This window comes from Ramlibacter sp. (genome assembly GCF_036383835.1).
Lineage (GTDB): Bacteria > Pseudomonadota > Gammaproteobacteria > Burkholderiales > Burkholderiaceae_C > Ramlibacter.
Genome location: NZ_DASVNN010000067.1, coordinates 14,048 through 31,317 on the forward strand (window position 1 = coordinate 14,048; position 17,270 = coordinate 31,317).

A 17,270-nucleotide genomic window follows, 5' to 3' on the forward strand; every position below is an offset into this window, starting at 1 on the left:
TCAGTGGTCCTTCCCGCCGTGGTGGTGATGGTGGTGCCCGTGCCCGTGCGAATGGCCGTGGCTGTGCATGACGCCGTCGCCGTGGTCGTGCCAGTCGTCCACCTCCTGCTTGCCGTGGGCCCGCGGGTCCTCGCTGAACACCAGCGACTTGACGGTGACCGGCACCGTCAGCGAAGGCACGCGGATGCGGCCCAGGTCGACGAAGTCGAAGCCCCACAGCGTGATGCCGTCGATCACCAGCACCTCGCCGGTGACGCGCGCGTCGTCCTGCAGCAGGTGGCCGAGCGAGTGGGCGATGTCGCCGTCGGTGACGACGTACAGCGGCCGGCCCGCGCGCAAGGTGCGCGGCAGCGCCAGCAGCAGGCCGTCGGCGAGCGCCGCGAGGCGGCGGAACTGCGGGGCGCCGCTCCAGCGGATCGACACCGCGATGTCCTGCTCGCCTTCGGTGAGGTCGTGGCGCATCAGCGCCCGCTGCAGTGCGCGCTTCACGTCCTGCGGGGCGATGGCCTCTTCCAGTTCGATCCCGAGCGGCACCACCTGCAGGTTCTTGCGCGGCAGGAGCACGGAGGGATTGGAGATGTAGGTGGTGTTGCCGCTCAGCTGCACGCTGTATTCGGAGGCGCCGAGCACCGTGGCGCGCAAGCACTCGCCCGCGGGCAGCAGCGGCCAGGGCAGGGCGCCGGCGGCGATGCGTTCGTGGATCGCGCGGCCGAACAGCTTGCCGAGGTCGCCGAAGTCGCGCTGTTCGCGGTCGTAGACGTATTCGCCGACGCCGCCGGAGAACATCACGCCTTCGATGGGGCCGGTGTCCTGCAGCGCCTCGGTCAGCAGCAGGTGCTGCAGGTCGTCGAGCGAGAAGCGGCGCGTCAGCACGCGCACCAGTGCGTCGGCCATCATGCCGGCCACCTTGGCGAGGTCGGCGCGGCGGGCGATGCTGCCGATCTGCCAGTCGAAGCCCGCGCGCAGCGCATGGGCGCGGCCCGCGGGGTCGAGGCGGATGATGCGGTCCTGCTCGTCCACCACCAGCAGGCGGCCACCGAGGTGGATCGCCGCGGTCGACTCCAGTTCGCCGGCGTGGACCAGCCCCAGCTTGGTGGTGCCGCCGCCGATGTCGACGTTCAGGATGCGCGAGCCGGCGTCGAAGGAGCGGCGCGCCGCTCCGGAACCGAAGACCGCCAGCATGCATTCCATGTGGTGGCCGGCGGTGGCGCAGACGAATTCGCCGCCCTGTTCGGCCAGCACTTCCGCGATCGCGTGGGCGTTCTCGCGGCGCAGGGCCTCGCCGGTGAGGATCACCGCGCCGGCGTCGATGTCGTCGGGATGCAGTCCCGCGGCCTGGTAGCACGACTCGATGATGCCGCCGAGCGCCTCGGCGTCGATCTCGGTGTCGCTGCGGTAGGGCGTGAGGATGCTGGGCGAGTGGTGCAGCGGCTCGCGCGAGATCACCACGTAGCGGGTGGACAGCTGGTCGGAGATGCGCTGCAGGTGGATGCGCGAGAAGCCCACCTGCGTGCCGGCGGAGCCGATGTCGATGCCGACCGTGTTGAGCACCACGTTGTCCTGCATCCAGAGGGCCGGGTCGTCGCCGGGACCCACGGGCGCGTCGTGGTCATGGTCGTGATCGTGGTCGTGGTCGCTGTCGTCGCCGTGCACGTGCTCGTGCCCGACGCCGGTGCCCCACTGGTGGTCGGCGATGCTGTGGGCCGGGCGGGGTGCGTCTTCCGCCTCCGGCGGCTTGCGGGACTTCGTCATCGCTCTCTCAGATCTTGAAGGACTCGAGCGCTTCCGGCGCGAACAGTTCGTCGGGCGTCAGCAGGCGCGGCGACAGGCCCTGTTCGTGGTGGTAGCGCAGGAAGGTCTCGAGCGTCTTGCGGTTGCGCTCCAGGCCGTAGGGCCAGTAGTCGTCGCCCATCTCGCGGCGCGCTTCTTCCAGGTGCGCGGTGAGCCAGGGCAGCATGGCCTTCAGCGCCGCGGTCTCCTGCAGGTCCTCGTAGCAGCGCCGCTGGGACTCGACGAAGGCCTTGGTCAGCGACTGCGCGACCCAGCGGTTCTGCTCGTACACCTCGCGGCGGATCGCCACGGTGTGCATGATCGGGAAGATGCCGGTCTCGCGGAAATAGCGGCGCTCGACGTCCGGGTAGTCCTCGAACAGGCGCTTCACGCGGCCGCCGCCGGTGCGGTAGGTGGACGGCATGCGCGCGGTGTAGAGCGCGTCGATCTCGCCTTCGAGGAGCATCCGGGCGAGGGTCTGCGTGGGGCCGATCGGTTCGACGCGGAGGTTCGGCGGCAGGTTCAGGCGGATCTTCTCCGAGCGCCCCGGCTCCTCCTCGCCGCCGGTGAGGTACGTGACGCTGTCCACCGGCACGCCGTAGTGTTCGGAGAGGATGCCGCGGATCCACACCGGCGCCGTCATCTGGTATTCGGGCGTGCCCACGCGCTTGCCGATCAGGTCGCGGGGCTCGCGGATGCCCGACTTCGCGTTGACGTAGATGCAGGAGTGGCGGAAGAAGCGCGAGGGGAACACCGGGATCGCCACGAACGGCTTCTCGGGACGCGAGAGCGACACCGAGTACGACGACAGCGACAGTTCCGCGACGTCGAACTCGCGATGCCGCAGCATGCGGAAGAAGGTCTCCTCCACCGGCATGTCGAGGTAGTTGAGGTCGATGCCGTCGGGGCGCACCGAGCCGTCCGCCAGCGCGCGCGTGCGGTCGTAGTTCCAGCAGCCGAGGGTGAGCCTGAGTTTGGACATCAATAGAACTGGTCGAAATGGACTTGGCCCAGGGGCACCTTGCGGGCGAGCAGCATCTGCTGCACCGCGGCGGCCATGGCGGGCGGGCCGGCGAAATAGATTTCCATGTCGGCCAGCCGCTCCCCGAAGCGCTCGCCGGCGAGGTCGTGCACGAAGCCGACCGGCCCCGTCCACTCGCCGGCGGCGGGCGGCGTCGAGACGGCCGCCTCGTAGTGGATGCGCGTGCCCCAGCCGGGGAGGGCCTGCAGCAGGTCCTTGCCGGCGACGTCGGCGGGCGTGCGCGCGCCGTACAGGAAGTGGATGCGCCGCTGCGCGAGCGCGGGTTCGGTGCTGGCGCCGCGCACGATCGAGACCATCGGCGCGAGGCCGGAGCCGCCGGCGATGCAGAGGATGTCGCGCGGCGCGTCGCGGCGCAGCCAGGCCATGCCGTAGGGGCCGTCGATGCCGACCCGCGTGCCGGGAGCCACCTGGTCGAACAGGGCGGCGCTGCCACGGCCGCCGGGCACGCGCCGGACCTGGAATTCCCACACGCGGCCGTCGCCCGCGGTATTGCTCATGGAATAGGCGCGCGGGCCTTCCACGCCCGGCAGCTGCAGCAATGCGTACTGGCCCGGCTCGAAGGCTTGCGCCTCGTCCAGCACGAACTGGAACTCCTCGATGTCGTGGGTCACGGGCCGGCGGGCGGCGAGCACGGCCTGCGTGCGCAGCGGCCGGTGCTGCGAGGCATAGCGCGCGTCGAAGCGCACCTTGATCGTGCAGTCGCCGACCGGGCGCGACTGGCAGGCGAGGTAGCGGCGGCGCTGGCGGTCCTTGTCGGTCCAGCCGGGGGCTTCGGGCCACAGCATGGCGACTTCGCCCTCGACCAGCTCGAACTTGCAGTTGCCGCAGGAACCGACGTTGCATTCGTACGGGAAGGCCAGGCCCGCCCGGTGTGCCGCGCGCAGCAGCACGTCGCCGCCGGCGCAGGAGAACCGCTGTTCCCCGCCGGCAATGCGCACCGTGTGCGATGGCGCGTCCGCCGCCGTGGCGCCTTCGCCGTGTTCCTGCACCAGCCGCATCACCGCACCCGGTATCCCATGCGGGCGGAGATGCCGTCCGCGGTGCCCACCACCTGCGGCACGAGCTTGCGCAGGTCCTTCTTCGTCAGGCGCTGCATCGGCGCGCTGAGGCCCACGGCGGCGATCACGCGGCCCGTGGCGTCGCGCACCGGCGCGGCCAGTCCGCGCATGCCGATCTCGCTCTCCTCGTCGTCCACCGCGTAGCCGTTCTGGCGGACTTCGTCGAGCAGGCGCGCGAGCGCCTTGGAGTCCGTGATCGTGTTGGGGGTGCGCGCGGCGCCGCTTTCCTTCACCACGGCCGCGGCCTGTTCCGGCGGGCCGAAGGCGAGCAGCACGCGGCCCTCGCTGGTGCAGAACGCCGGCTTGCGCATGCCCAGGTAGGAACGGGTGCCGACGGCCTGCGAGCTCTCGAGGTTGTAGAGGTAGACGATGTCGCTCTGTGCGAGCATCGCCAGGTGGATCGCTTCCTGCGTGGTGTCGCGCAGCGCGCCGAGCAGCGGCAGGCCCAGGGTGGACACGTCCATCCGGCGGCGCACCAGGGTGCCGAGTTCGAACAGCGCGAGGCCGAGGCGGTAGCGGCCGTTGTCCGGGTTCTGCTCCAGGAAGCCCTCGGCGGCGAGCGTCACGGCCAGGCGGTGCGCGGTACTCTTGGCGACGCCGAGCTCCTTGGCGAGGGCGCTGATCCCGAGCTCGGTCTCCTCGACCGAGTAGACCTTCATGAGCTGGAGGGCGGAGGTGACGGAGGACAGGGAGCCGGCGGGCGTCTCACGCTTGGTGCGTGGCGCGGGGGCGGCCGGCTTGGTCGCGGGTTTCGTGGGCATGCGGCCCATGATACCGGAAAATTCCTCCATACGGAACCTCGTTCTTTTATGCGTACCGCTGGTCTCAGTACACGCCGGGGACCCAGCGCTTCACGCGGTTGCGGTAGTCCGCGTAGGCCGGACCGAACAGCTCCAGCAGGTGCGGTTCGTCGGCGCGGGCGCGGCGGTCGAACCAGGCCAGGTGCGCCGCGAACACCAGCCACGCGACGCCCGAGAACGCGATGGCCAGCCCGAGGAAGAAGATCAGGTGCCCCAGGTACATGGGGTTGCGGGTGAAGCGGTACGGGCCCGTCATGACCAGGCGCTCCGGCGGATTCGACATGCCGGGGCCGCCGCCGCCGCGGTCGGTCCGCAGGATGCCCACCAGCTTGTACTGCCCGTAGCCCCAGGCCAGCAGGGGCAGCGCCCACAGATTCACCTGCGGCCACCCGCGGTCGATCACCGCTTGCAATGCCAGCAGCAGCAGCGGCCACAGCACGAAAGTGCGGTTGGACGTGCCTTTCAGCCAGCGCCGCAGCGGCCGCGATCCCGCCGTCATGCGCGTTCCGGTTCGGTCCTGGGCATCAGCAGCACCAGCAGGTTGGCGCAGACGATGGTGCCGGCGAGGAAGTAGAAGGTGGCCTGCAGGCCGTAGCGGTCGGCGATCAGGCCTCCCAGCAGCGGCGCGATCGAGGCGCCCAGCGATTGCGTGGCGAACAGCACGCCGATGCTGCTGCCGCCCATGTTCCTGGGCGTCGATTCCAGCAGCCAGGCCTGCAGCACCGGCCGCAGCGCGTACAGGAAGAAGCCGAGCACGGCGACCAGCGCGACGAACGCGGGCGAGCGTCCCGCCAGCGCCATCGCCAGCAGGACGACCGCCGTCATCAGCATGCTGGCGGTGACCACCGAGCGGCGGCCCATGCGGTCCGACAGGTGCCCGGCCACCGGCGCGGCGGTGAAGCCCGCGGCCTGCAGGGCGAACATGCAGGCGCCAATCACCACCGGCGAATAACCGAGCTCGCGCGCGAGGAACAGCGGCAGGAACACGAGGAGGGCGTTCTGCGTCATCGAGCGGAACGCGCCGCTGGTGGACAGCAGCACCAGGTTGCGGTTGCGGAACAGGTCGCGCAGGCCGCGGCCGTATTCGGCCAGGCTCTGCGTCTGGCCGCCACCCGGCTGCGCGGCGGATTTCTTCCCGCCCTTGCCGGCCAGCTGCAGGCTGCCGAGGAACACCAGCAGCAACAGCGACATCACCACGCCGGGCACCACGTTGAGCACCACCACTTCGCGCCAGGTGAAGATCGTCAGCAAGCTGCCCACCACCAGCGGCGCGATGGCGTCGCCGGCGTTGCCGCCCATGCCGTGCAGGGACAGCACCAGGCCCTTGCGCTGCGGGAAGTTGTTGGCGAGCGTCGGGATGGCCGTGGGATGCCAGAGGCTGTTGCCCGCGCCCACCATGGCGATGCACGCCAGCAGCAGCCAGTAGCTGTGCACGAAGCCCATCACGAAGTACGGGAAGCCCACCCAGAACAGCGACACCGCCATCAGCAGGCCTTTGCGGCCCACGGTGTCGACCAGCACGCCGCCGGGCACGTTGGCCACGGCCGCGGCGATGTACTGGCAGGTCATGACCAGGCCGATCTGGCTGAAGCTCAGGCCCAGTTCGTTGCCGATGATGGGCAGCAGCAGGTAGAAGGTCGCCGGGTACCAGTGCGTGAGGGCGTGGCCGAGCGTGATCAGCCAGACCTCGCGGAAGGACCGCGGCGCGGCCGCGGCGTCGGCGACGGCAGCGGCGCCGCTCACTTGCCCACCCGGTTCACCACGGTGTCCTCGAACACCTTGGTCCACTTGTCGGCCTCGTCGAGCGACTCGATCGGGTTGGTCTGCAGGATCCTGATGCCCTTCAGCGGCGAGGCGACGCGGGTGCTGGTGGGCACGTAGTCGATCTGCGTCATGTACTGCTGCGCCTCGGTCAGCATGTACTCGTGGAACAGCAGGGCGGCGGCCGGATGCGGCGCGTTGCGGGCGACGCCGATGGCGTTGGAGCGCGCCACCGCCGGCTCCAGCGCGAACCAGTCGATCGGGGCGCCCTTCTTCTTCGCCTGCTCCGGCATGTAGTTGTAGACCGTCAGCGCCAGCGGCACCTCGCCCGAGACCACCATGTTGGTCAGCAGGGTGTGGCCCTTGCGCAGCGAGATGCCGTTGCGCGCGACCAGGTCGCGGAAGAACTGCAGGCCCTTGTCGCCGCCGCCCGTGATGCCCACGACGGTGGAGAACCAGTCCTGGTTCTTGGCTTCCAGCCCCAGCTTGCCCTTCCACTTGGGATCGAGCAGGTCCTGGTAGGTCTTCGGCAGGTCTTCCTTCCTGACCAGGTTGGTGTTGTACGCCTGGACCCAGACCGACAGCAGCGTCGCGGCCCACTGCTTGTGCGCCGGCACCGAACCGGGCAGCAGGTGCTGGTAGGCCGGGGAGTTCACCGGCTGCAGCACCTTCTCGCGCGACAGCGCTTCGAGCTCCGGCGATCCCATGTGCACGGCGTCGACGTCGTAGCGCTTCGCGGCCGTTTCCGCGAGCGTGCGCTGCAGCACCTTGTCGGTGCCCGCGCGCCAGACGTTCACCTTCACGCCGTACTTCGCCTCGAAAGGCTTGAGAAGGACCGGCAGGTCCTTCTCGGCAATCGTCGTGTACAGCGTGAGCGTGCCTTCCTTGCGGGCCGCGGCGGCGATGCGCTCCAGGCGGTCGGCGCCCTCGTAGGTGGCGAGGTTCTGCGCCGCCGCGCCGGCGGCCGCGGCCAGGGCCAGGCCCGCCGCGAGGAACTTGCGTCGGTTGTTCATGGCGTCCTCCCGGGGGATCAGCGCGGCTTGGCCGCGAACAGTTCCTCGTACAGCCTGGTCCACTTCTGGTACTCGTCGAGCATCATGCGGGCGTCGACGAACTTCATCGGCGTCTTGCTGAACGGCGTTTCGACCTTGGTGTTGGTCGGCACGAAGTCGCGGCCGGCGAGGATGCGCTGGCCCTCTTCGCTGATCTCGTAGTCGTAGAACAGCAGCGCGGTGTGCGGGTTGGGCGCCTGCTTCGCCACGCCGACGCCGTTGGGCCGGGCGATGGGCGTGCCGACCGAGAACCAGTCGATGGGCGCGCCCTTTTCCTTCAGCTGCTGCGCCTTGTAGTTGTAGACCGTGAGCGCGAAGGGGATCTCGCCGGAGACGACCAGCTGCGTCAGCAGCGTGTGTCCCTTGCGCACCGAGATGCCGTTGGCGGCCACGATGTCCTTGAACAGCTTGATGCCGCGGGCCTCGCCGAGGTCGCCGATCACGCCGGCCAGCCAGTCCTGGTCCTCCGCCTCGATGCCGAGGCGGCCCTTCCAGCGCGGGTTCAGCAGGTCGTCCCAGGTCTTGGGCAGCTCCTCCTTCTTCACCAGCTTGGTGTTGTAGGCCTGCACGAAGACGTTCAGGCGCGTGCCCACCCACTCGCCGTGCGGGCGGATCGCCTGCGGCAGGATGTTGGCCAGGTGCGGCGAGCGCACCGCCTGCAGCACCTTCTCGCGGTGCATGGATTCGAGTTCGGGGCCGTTGGTCTCGATCACGTCGACCGTGAAGCGGTTGCCGCGGGCCTCGGTCACCGCACGCTGCAGCACCTTCTCGGAGCCGGCGCGCCACACGGTGGACTTGAGCCCATAGCGCTTCTCGAAGCCGGCCACCAGCGCGCCGATGTCGTCGGTCTGCGCGGAGGTGTAGATGCTCAGCGGGCCTTCCTTGCGCGCGCCTTCCAGCAGCCGCTGCTCGCGGTCGGCGCCGGCGTACTGGGAGAGTTCGGCCATGTTGCCGCGCGGCGCCTGCGCGCGCACGGCGGGAAAGGCCAGCATGCCGCCGGCGGCCAGCAGCATCCGGTGGAACTGCCGCTTGGTGATGCGGTCGGCGGCCGCTTGGGGGGAGGGGACTTGCATGGGACTACCTTCGCATCGATGGGCGCGGGAACGCTTACTCGTTTTCCTTCTGGACTTTCTGGCCGCCCAGGAACAGTTGCGACCAGAGCTTTTCCCACTTCTCGCTTTCGTCGAGCGAGATGACGGGGTCGATCATCTGGAAGGGGAACTTGTTCAGGTTGGTCTCCACCGCCTGGCTGGCGGGCACGCGGTTGCGCTCCTTCAGCAGGTTCTGGCCGTCCTTCGACAGCATGAAGTCGGCGAACAGCAGGGCGGCGTGCGGGTTGGGCGCGCGCGGCGTGACGCCGATCGCGTTGGGCCGGCCGAAGGTGGGGTTGAGCGCCTTCCACTTCACCGGCGCGCCGCGCTGGGCCATCTTCTCGACGTTGTGGTTGTAGATGGTGGCGGCCAGCGGGATCTCGCCGGACGACAGCAGTTCCGCCAGCAGCGTGTGGCCGGTGCGCATCTGCGGCTTGTTCTGGGCCAGCTGCTTGAAGAAGGCGACGCCCTTCTCCTCGCCCATCGCCTTGACGATCGCGGCGAACCAGTCGGTGTCGCCGGACTCGATGCCGACGCGGCCGGACCAGCGGGGATGCACCAGGTCCTGGTAGGAATTCGGGACTTCGTCCGGCTTGACCAGGTTGGTGTTGTAGCCGATGACGAAGAAGTTGAAGCGGTCGGCCACGTAGTGGCGGTGCTTCGGGAAGGCCGCGGGCGGCAGGTCCTTGAAGTGCGGGCTGTGGAACGGCGCCAGCAGCTTCTCGCGATAGAGGGCCTCCATCTCGGGGCCGTTGGTCTCGAGGACGTCGAAGGCGAAGCGGCCGGAGCGGGCCTCGGTCACGGCGCGCTGCAGCACCTTCTCCGAGCTCGAGCGCCACAGGGCGGTCTTGATGCCGTACTTCTTCTCGAAGGCGTCGGTGATGGGGCCCGAGTCGCGCGTGTTCAGCGAGGTGTAGATGTTGACGCGGCCTTCCTTGCGCGCGCCCTCGACCAGCTTCTGCTCCCGGTCGGGCCCGGAATACATGTACAGCTTGAGGTTCTCGGCGCTGCGGTCCTGCGACCACACCGGGCCGACGACGGCCGTGCCGAGGGAGGCAGCCAGGAGACTGCGGCGGAGGGGGTCGACCCTGGAAGAGCGGGACATGGGTTCTCCTTGGAGAGGGGCCGGCGGCGGACGTGCCTTCCGCCGCCGGCCCCGGGGGCACGTCAGAAGCTGTGCGAGATGCCGATCGCCAGCTGGCGGATGTCTTCGCCCGGCGCCGGCTCGCTGCTGTTGAACTCCGCGTTGCTGAAGCGGGCCGACTTGCCGTTCTTGATCAGGCTGAAGGCCCCGAACAGCATGGTGCGCTTGCTCAGGTTGTAGCCGGCCGCGAGCGTGTACTTCGTCGCCTCCAGGCCGTCGGTGCTGCACGGGGCGGCGCTGTTCAGCGAGCAGGTGCCGCGGCTGGCGCGCACGATGTGGCCTGCGGTCGTCCACTGCGGGGTCCAGCGGTTCTCGAAGGCGAACATGTAGGCCATGTTGCGGTAGCTCGAGAAGCGTCCGGCCAGCGCCTGCTCCTCGCTGTAGCTCTTGCGGATGATGTCGAACTCGAGCTTGTGGCCTTTCAGCACCTCGTAGACCACCGCCAGCTGGGTGGCCGAGTCGGTGGAGTGCGAGTTGGTGGTGGCGCCGTTGTTGCGCAGGCCGGAGCGCACGTTGCGCGAGCCGCCGAAGAAATCGCGGTGGCGCTCGTGCGCCAGGCTGACGTACCACGGGCCGTTCTCGTAACGCACGCCGGCCGACCAGAGCTTCGGCTCCTTGTTCTCGGCGCTCGGCGCCTCGTCGGTCGAATACTGCAGGCCGAAGGTGAAGTCCGCGACCTCGGGGCTCTCGTACTGGATGGAGTTGGCCCGGCGCAGGTGGAAGCTGGAGGCGGAGCTGGTGCCGAAGCCGGTCTTGCGCAGCACGTCGCTGCTGGAAAGGAAGGTGCCGCTGCTGATGCCCAGGATGCCCAGGGCGTCGCCGTACTCCTTGAAGATCGTGTCCAGGTTGCCCAGCTTCACCGTGCCGAAGCCGCCCTTGAGGCCCACGAAGGTGTTGCGGTTGAACTGGAACGCGCCGTCGCCGTTGCCGGTGCCGTCGTCCACGGAGGCCACACCCTCGAGCTGGAACAGCGCCTTCATGCCGCCGCCGAGATCCTCGGAGCCGCGGAAGCCCAGGCGCGAGTTGCCCGCCTGCATGCCGACCACCTTGCCGACGCCGCTGGTGCCGGTGGGCGTGCCCGCGAAGGTGGCGACCGGCGTGCCGGCGGCCGTCGGGCCCGATCCCCTCTCCTGCAGCAGGTACGGATACAGCTTTCCGTAGATCTGCACGTTCTGCGCGAGGGCTGGTGCGGCGAAACCCGCCGCGATGGACGCGGCCACGGTCAGTTTCTTCAGTCTCATTGTCTCTCCGGTGGTGCTGGCACCCTTGGCTTCCCGGGACTGGAAGGGCACCGTCTCTGGTTGTCCCGCACTTCTCCTGTCATCCTTTCCGTTCTTTCATGCGGGACAGCGTATCGCATACCAGAACGTGTAACGCATCGTAGAGAAGCCGCACCGCATGTCAATGCGGGCGGCCCCTCGGGTGTTGCGTCTGCGGTACTAGGGTTTGGGCGGAAGGTCGGCGAGTTCGGCCTGGTAGGCCTCGTCCATCCGGGGCTTCAGGCCCACCTTGGCCAGGGCCTGCGCGAAGGTCTCGCGCACCAGCGGCGATTCGTCGGCGTAGTCCACCTGGTGGCCGCCGATGCGGCGGCTGATCCAGGCCTTGGGCACGCCCTGGGCATTGCGGATCGACACGCCTTCCGCCTTGAACGCCAGGTAGCGCGCCGGCGTGCTGCCGGTGTTGAAGTGCTGGTGGAACCACATGTTCGGCGGCACGATCATCGAGCCCTCCTGCCAGTCGTAGCGCCGGGGCTCCTCGCCCTCGGGATGCATCAGGCTGTACCCCTCGCCGCTCAGCACGATCACGTGCGCGCCGGGTCCGTGCATGTGGGCCTTCTTGTAGGTGCCCACCGGGAACTGCGAGATGTGGCTGTTCATGCTGCCCTTGGCCATGCTGAAGCGGATGTGCCCGCCGCCGGCCCCGCGCTCCTTGGCGGAGACCAGCGGCAGGTTGATCGCGTCGGCCACGAAGTTCGTGTCCAGCAGCAGCCCCTTCTGCTCGCCCTTGTTGGCGAAGTAGTCGCTTTCGCCGGCGAAGCGGTTGCTGAAGTCGCGGTCGCAGTTGAAGACGAAGTCGACGTCGCCGAAGGCATTGATGATCGGCGGGCCGTTGGTCACCGAGACGAAGCGCGCGGGCGCCTTGCCGGAGCCGTTGAAGTGCTGGTGGAAGGTGTTCAGCGGGATCGCGAAGATCGCGCCGGCCTTCCACTCGAAGCTGACCTTCTGGCCCGAGCCGTTCCACACCGTGGTGGAGCCGTGGCCGTCGAGGACGTAGATCATCTCCTCGTACAGCTGGCGCTGCGGCGCGAGTTCCTTGCCGGGCGGGATCTCGCACACGTAGCAGTCGTTGGAGGTGCGCGAGGCGTCGTGGTTCAGGTACACGCCCCGGCCGCCGCGGCGGGCCCAGGGCTTGAGTTCCACGGTGTGCAGGTTGCGCACGTACATCGCGTCGAGGATCTCGAGGCCTTCCTGCGCGATCCAGCGCGTGTAGGGCGTCTCCTTCTCGGTCGCGAACTTGCTGGCCATCCCCTCGGAGACGATGGCGTTCTTGGCGTTGGCGGTCGTCATGCTTGCTTCGTGCTCCTCAGGCTGCGACCTTGGCGCGCAGGTACTCGGCGACCTTCTCGGCCGTCAGCTTCGTGTTCGGGCGGTACTCGGGCGCGTCTTCCAGCTGCTCGAGGTCGTTCAGCCCGCAGTGCTTGAAGATGCGGTTGATCGCCGAGATCAGGCGCACCGGGCGGTCCGGGTCGGCGTTGAAGTGCTGGTGGATGGTGTTCGGCGGGATGTAGATCACGTCGCCCGCTTCCCAGTCGAAGCGCTGCACCTTGTCCTGCGGCTTCCAGTGGTAGGTGTCGGTGATCTCGACGTCGCAGTCCTGGTGCAGGTCGTAGCCGCGGCCTTCGAGCACGTAGACGCATTCCTCGGCCAGGTGGCGGTGCTTGCCCGAGCGGCTGCCGCCCGGGATGATCTGCATGTACGCGTCCACCGTCTCGATGCGCGTGTTCATGCCCTCGTTGAACAGGTGCTTCAGGATCCCCTGGCGAGACATCTCCCAGGGCATGTCCTCGGGATGCACGACCTTCTTGCGCTTGGCGTTGCGCGCCGGCATCGTCGCGGCGTCGTCCAGCAGCTGCTGGTACAGGTCCTGGTTCTCGTTGCCCTTCAGCCAGGCGTAGGTTTCCATCCATGCCATGTCGTGTTCTCCTCAGTCCTGCTTGGGATGGTTGTAGTCGTCTTCCAGCTCGCGCACCTTGAAGCCCTCGCCGCCCGGCGCCGGGGTGGTCGGCCGGGGTTCCACCTGGTGCTGGAACAGCATGTTCATGAACATGTACATGGGCTTGGTCTTGATCACGAGCGCGCGCGCCGGCTTGGTGTTGCTGGCGTTGAAGTGCTGGTGCACGCAGTTGTTGTGGACGATGGCGACGTCGCCGGCCTTCCAGTCGTAGCGGATGCCGTCGTGGATCTCGTAGCCTTCGCCGTCCAGGATGTAGAAGGCGGCCTCGTTCACGTGGCCGTGCTTCTGCGAGTGGCCGCCCGGGCCGTACTCCTCCAGGTGGATGTGGAAGGTCTGCGTGATGCCGTCCTTGGGCTCCACGTAGTGGCGGCTGAAGGCCTGCGGGCCGTCGTTGAACTTGATCTGGGACCCCTTGCGCACGCGCGGCATGGCGCGCAGGCGCGCCAGTTCGTCCTTCAGGCTGTAGGCGCCCTGGATGCCGCGCACGAAGACGCGGTCCTTCTTGCTGTGGTAGTGGGATTCGTTGCGAATCTCGCCTTCCGTCGTGGCTCCGGCCACGGGGGTCTTCTTAGCGTCCATAGAGTTCCAGTTGGTAGCGTTTCGGTTTCAGGGTGCGGCAGATCTCGCGCGTGACCGCCGCCTGCGGCAGGCCGATGCCGGCCTGCGCCGCCATCTCCGCCACGATGGCCATGTCGTCCTCGGCCCAGGCCATGGTCTGGGAGCCCCACTTGCCCAGCGGGCCGTTGGTGCAGCTGGAGATCATCAGCGCCTGGCGCAGCGCCTCGACGTCCACGCCCTGGTGCTGCGCGAGCGCCAGCGCCTCGTGGTCGGCCACCAGGCAGGCCCAGAGGATCAGGTTGTTGACGGCCTTGGCGACCTGCGCCGTGCCCACGCCGCCGGTGTGCACGACGTCCGCGGAATAGGCTTGCAGCACCCGCTTGATCTTCCCGACGACCTGCGCGTCGCCGCCCACGAAGGACAGCAGCGTGCCCTTGTCGGCGGCGTCGCCGCCACGGCAGACGGTGGAGTCGATCACGTGCACGCCGCGGGGCTCGGCCGCTTCGGCCAGCGCGCGCACGGTGTCGGGGTGGATGGTGCTGAGGATGGCGACGATGCTGCCGGGCCGCGTGTCGGCCAGCGGGCCGTCGGCGCCCAGCAGCGCGCGCACTTCGGCGTCGAAGCCGACGCACACCAGGATCACGTCGCTCTGCGACAGGCCCGCAGCGTCGGCGACCCAGCGCGCGCCGGCGGCGGTGACCGACTGCTCGCGCGCGGGATTGACGTCGCAGGCCGCGGTGGCGAAGCCCTTGCGGGCCAGGTGGCCGATGATGGGCGTGCCCATGCGGCCCGCGCCGACGACGCCGACGCTCGGGAGGGAGGAGGTGGCGGTGTTCATCGTTTCTGCGTCAGGGTGTCGATCAGCGCCGGCTGGCCGGCCTTGACCTTTTCGATCGCGCGCTTGAGCGCGCCGGCGATGTCCCCGGGCTTGTCGATCGGGCCTTCGGCGTGCCAGCCCATCGAGCGCGCCATCGAGGCGAAGTCCGGCGGCGGGTCGTCGAGGTCCATGCCGATGTAGGCGCGGTCCAACGGCGTGCCGCGCTTCTTCGCCATGCGGATCTGGTGTTCCCAGTCGTTGAAGTAGGCGCGGTTGTTGTACATGACCACCAGCATCGGGATCTTGTGCTTGGCCGCCACCCACATGGCGCCGGCGTCGAACATCAGGTCGCCGTCCGGCTGCATGTCCACCACCAGGCGGCCCTGGTCGCGGTGGGCGAGGGCGACGCCCAGCGAAATGCCGAACTGCGTCGCCGTGCCCAGGGACTTGCCGGCGTGGCGGTGCGGCTGGTCGAAGTTCCACAGCTTGCGGGTCCAGTCCTGCAGCGTGCCGGCGGTCAGCACCCAGTCTTCGTCCTGGATCTGCTCCCACACTTCGGAGGCGAGGCGCGGCAGCGTGATCGGGCTGGCATTGCGGTCTTCGAGCGCCTCGCGCGCCCAGGTGGCGCGCAGGTCGGCGTGGCGGCGGCCGACGGCGGCGCTGCGTTTGGCGATGCGCTCGGCCAGCGCGGGATCGGCGGCGACGCGCTGCTTCAGCTGGCGCGTGAGCTCGGGTACGGCGACCATCGTGTCGGCCACGATGCGCTGGTCCGCGTACAGCAGGCGCTGGTAGTCCATCGCCCAGGCGGAGATGTTCAGGTCGCCGAAGCCGATGTCGATCCACTGGCAGCCCTGGGGCGTGAGCGACACCAGCTCGCGCGTGGTGCTGGTGAGCGTGGTGGTCGGCTTCTCCCAGTCGCGCACGTCGATGCACAGCACGACGTCGGCGTCCTTGAACATGGACTTGTCCATGCTCAGGTTCAGCGGATGGCAGCTCGGGAAGTTGAGGCGGCCGTTCAGGTCGTGCACCGGCGCGCCCAGCGATTCCGCGAGCGCGACCAGGTCGTGGAAGCCCTGCGCCTCGCGTCCGGCGTACTCCGTGAGGATCACCGGCCGCTGCGCCTGGAGCAGCGTCTCGGCCGCGCGCGCCAGCGCCTGCGGGTCGGGGCCGATGCGGCTGGGCACAGTCTGGAAGCCGGCCGGCGGCAGCGGCACCTCGTGTTCCAGCTTCTGTTCCTGCAGCCAGGCGTCGTAGCACATGTACACCGGCCCGCGCGGCTCGGTCATCATCACCGAGTAGGCGCGGGCGAAGGCCTCGGGCACGCCGTCGACCACGGTGGGCTGGTAGTCCCACTTGGTGTAGTCGCGGATGGCGGCGCCCTGGCTTTGCGCCGTGTGGATCCAGTCGATCCTGGGCCGGCGCTTGGTCTCGTCCATCGGGCCGGTGGCGCCGACGATGAAGATGGGCGCGCGGTCGATGTACGCGTAGTACACCGCCATGTTCGCGTGCAGCAGGCCCACGAGGTTGTGCAGGATCGCGATCATCGGCTTGCCGCTGGCCTTGGCGTAGCCGTGGGCGATCTGCACCGCCGTCTCCTCGTGCTGGCACAGCATCATCTCGGGGACGTTGCCGCCGTAGTTGACGATGGAGTCGTGCAGGCCGCGGTAGCTCGCGCCCGGGTTGAGCGCCGCGAAGCGCAGCCCGTAGCGGTGCATCAGGTCGACGATGACGTCGGCGCCCCAGCGCTCGGCGGGGGACTCGGCCTCGGGCGTGACCTCGGGCCGGGTGACCTTGCGGAAATCTTCGCCGGCCATGTCAGTGGTGCTGGGGGGCGCCGGCTTCGTCGGCGCGCATGGCGACGCTCTTGCCCGGCTGGATGCGCGCCCAGATCGGATCGCCGACCGACGTGCGCACCGACGGGTGCACGCGCGACAGCAGGGTGCGGCCAGCGAGCTTCACGCGGAAGTCCATGGCCTCGCCCAGGAACACCTTCTGGTCGACCAGCGCCTGCAGCGCGGGAACGCCGCCCTCGGGCTTCTGCTCGAACAGCTCGATGTCCTCCGGCCGCACCGACAGGCTCACCTTGTCGCCGGCGCGCATCGGCTCCGTCGCGTGCGAACGCAACTGGCCGATCTCGGTGTCGATCACCATCCAGTCGGTGCCGCTGTCGGGGCCCAGCACCGTGCCTTGCAGGAAGTTCGTGGTGCCCACGAAGTCCGCCACGAACTGGTTCACCGGCCGCTCGTAGATCTCGCGCGGCGTGCCGATCTGCTGGATGCGGCCCTGGTTCATCACCGCGATGTGGTGCGACAGCGCCAGCGCCTCGCTCTGGTCGTGCGTGACGTACACCGTGGTGATGCGCAGCTCGCGCTGCAGGCGCTTGAGCTCGAAGCGCATCAGCTCGCGCAGCTTGGCGTCGAGGTTGGACAGCGGCTCGTCGAGCAGCAGCAGCTTGGGCTCCATCACCAGCGCGCGGGCCAGCGCCAGGCGCTGCTGCTGGCCGCCGGACAGCTTCGTCGCTTCCCGGTCGCGCAGGTGGTCCAGCTGCACCGCCGTGAGCACCTTCATCACCTTGGCCTCGATGTCGGCGCGGCTGTATTTCTTCGCGCCGACCTGCAGCGGGAAGGCGGTGTTGGTGAAGACGTCCATGTGCGGCCAGATCGCGTACGACTGGAACACCATGCCGAAGCCGCGCTGGTTGGGCGGCACGAAGATGTTGCGCGCGCCGGAGTAGACCGCGACGCCGTTGACGCCGATCTCGCCCGACTTCGGCCGCTCGAGGCCGGCGATGGAGCGCAGCGTGGTGGTCTTGCCGCAGCCGCTGGGGCCCAGCAGGGTGAAGAAGTGGCCCTCGGGCACCTCGATGTTGACGTTCTGGGCGGCCTTGACGGCCTGGCCCAGTTCGTTGGTGTATTCCGTGTGGAGCGAATCGACTTTGAGCAT

Annotated in this window: 16 protein-coding genes; all 16 read right to left on the minus strand. The window is 68.9% G+C overall.

Annotated elements, in window-relative coordinates; all coding sequences use genetic code 11:
* The 16 genes from VF522_RS11055 to VF522_RS11130 all read right to left on the minus strand — a co-directional run bounded on the left by VF522_RS11055 (position 1) and on the right by VF522_RS11130 (position 17,270).
* Entirely contained in the window at positions 1-1,752 is a 1,752-nt protein-coding gene (locus VF522_RS11055; protein WP_330908315.1) for an ethanolamine ammonia-lyase reactivating factor EutA, read from the minus strand.
* Between the two features lie 7 nt (positions 1,753-1,759).
* Positions 1,760-2,752 carry an ABC transporter substrate-binding protein gene (locus VF522_RS11060; RefSeq protein WP_330908316.1) on the minus strand — a complete coding sequence of 331 codons (993 nt, stop codon included), beginning with the start codon at positions 2,750-2,752 and terminating at the stop codon, positions 1,760-1,762.
* Positions 2,752-3,810, minus strand: a complete 1,059-nt coding sequence (locus tag VF522_RS11065; RefSeq protein WP_330908317.1) for a 2Fe-2S iron-sulfur cluster-binding protein — start codon at positions 3,808-3,810, stop codon at positions 2,752-2,754. The genes VF522_RS11060 and VF522_RS11065 overlap by 1 nt, the downstream gene beginning before the upstream one ends.
* Positions 3,810-4,631, minus strand: a complete 822-nt coding sequence (locus tag VF522_RS11070; RefSeq protein ID WP_330908318.1) for an IclR family transcriptional regulator — start codon at positions 4,629-4,631, stop codon at positions 3,810-3,812. The genes VF522_RS11065 and VF522_RS11070 overlap by 1 nt, the downstream gene beginning before the upstream one ends.
* Positions 4,632-4,695: 64 nt before the next feature.
* Positions 4,696-5,169: an isoprenylcysteine carboxylmethyltransferase family protein gene (locus VF522_RS11075; protein WP_330908319.1), complete on the minus strand. Its 474-nt coding sequence runs from the start codon at positions 5,167-5,169 to the stop codon at positions 4,696-4,698.
* Positions 5,166-6,413: an MFS transporter gene (locus tag VF522_RS11080; RefSeq protein ID WP_330908320.1), complete on the minus strand. Its 1,248-nt coding sequence runs from the start codon at positions 6,411-6,413 to the stop codon at positions 5,166-5,168. Before VF522_RS11080 ends, VF522_RS11075 begins: the two co-directional genes overlap by 4 nt.
* On the minus strand, positions 6,410-7,444 hold the full coding sequence (locus VF522_RS11085) for an ABC transporter substrate-binding protein (protein ID WP_330908321.1): 1,035 nt from the start codon (positions 7,442-7,444) through the stop codon (positions 6,410-6,412). Before VF522_RS11085 ends, VF522_RS11080 begins: the two co-directional genes overlap by 4 nt.
* A 17-nt stretch (positions 7,445-7,461) precedes the next feature.
* Positions 7,462-8,556 carry an ABC transporter substrate-binding protein gene (locus VF522_RS11090; RefSeq protein ID WP_330908322.1) on the minus strand — a complete coding sequence of 365 codons (1,095 nt, stop codon included), beginning with the start codon at positions 8,554-8,556 and terminating at the stop codon, positions 7,462-7,464.
* Between the two features lie 34 nt (positions 8,557-8,590).
* Complete coding sequence (locus VF522_RS11095; protein WP_330908323.1) at positions 8,591-9,679, minus strand: ABC transporter substrate-binding protein; 1,089 nt, start codon at positions 9,677-9,679, stop codon at positions 8,591-8,593.
* Between the two features lie 62 nt (positions 9,680-9,741).
* Positions 9,742-10,959 (minus strand): porin, encoded by a 1,218-nt coding sequence (locus VF522_RS11100; protein ID WP_330908324.1) that lies wholly within the window; start codon positions 10,957-10,959, stop codon positions 9,742-9,744.
* A gap of 198 nt (positions 10,960-11,157) precedes the next feature.
* The gene (locus tag VF522_RS11105) at positions 11,158-12,285 is read right to left on the minus strand and encodes a cupin domain-containing protein (RefSeq protein ID WP_330908325.1); all 1,128 of its coding nucleotides are present in this window, start codon (positions 12,283-12,285) and stop codon (positions 11,158-11,160) included.
* 16 nt (positions 12,286-12,301) lie between these two features.
* Positions 12,302-12,910 (minus strand): cupin domain-containing protein, encoded by a 609-nt coding sequence (locus tag VF522_RS11110; RefSeq protein WP_330908326.1) that lies wholly within the window; start codon positions 12,908-12,910, stop codon positions 12,302-12,304.
* Between the two features lie 12 nt (positions 12,911-12,922).
* Positions 12,923-13,510 carry a cupin domain-containing protein gene (locus VF522_RS11115; protein WP_330908327.1) on the minus strand — a complete coding sequence of 196 codons (588 nt, stop codon included), beginning with the start codon at positions 13,508-13,510 and terminating at the stop codon, positions 12,923-12,925.
* Between the two features lie 10 nt (positions 13,511-13,520).
* Positions 13,521-14,348 carry an NAD(P)-dependent oxidoreductase gene (locus tag VF522_RS11120; protein WP_330908328.1) on the minus strand — a complete coding sequence of 276 codons (828 nt, stop codon included), beginning with the start codon at positions 14,346-14,348 and terminating at the stop codon, positions 13,521-13,523.
* Positions 14,345-16,141, minus strand: coding sequence for a thiamine pyrophosphate-binding protein (locus tag VF522_RS11125; protein WP_330908329.1), 1,797 nt, complete (start codon positions 16,139-16,141; stop codon positions 14,345-14,347). The genes VF522_RS11120 and VF522_RS11125 overlap by 4 nt, the downstream gene beginning before the upstream one ends.
* A gap of 1 nt (position 16,142) precedes the next feature.
* The gene (locus tag VF522_RS11130; RefSeq protein WP_330908330.1) at positions 16,143-17,270 is read right to left on the minus strand and encodes an ABC transporter ATP-binding protein; all 1,128 of its coding nucleotides are present in this window, start codon (positions 17,268-17,270) and stop codon (positions 16,143-16,145) included.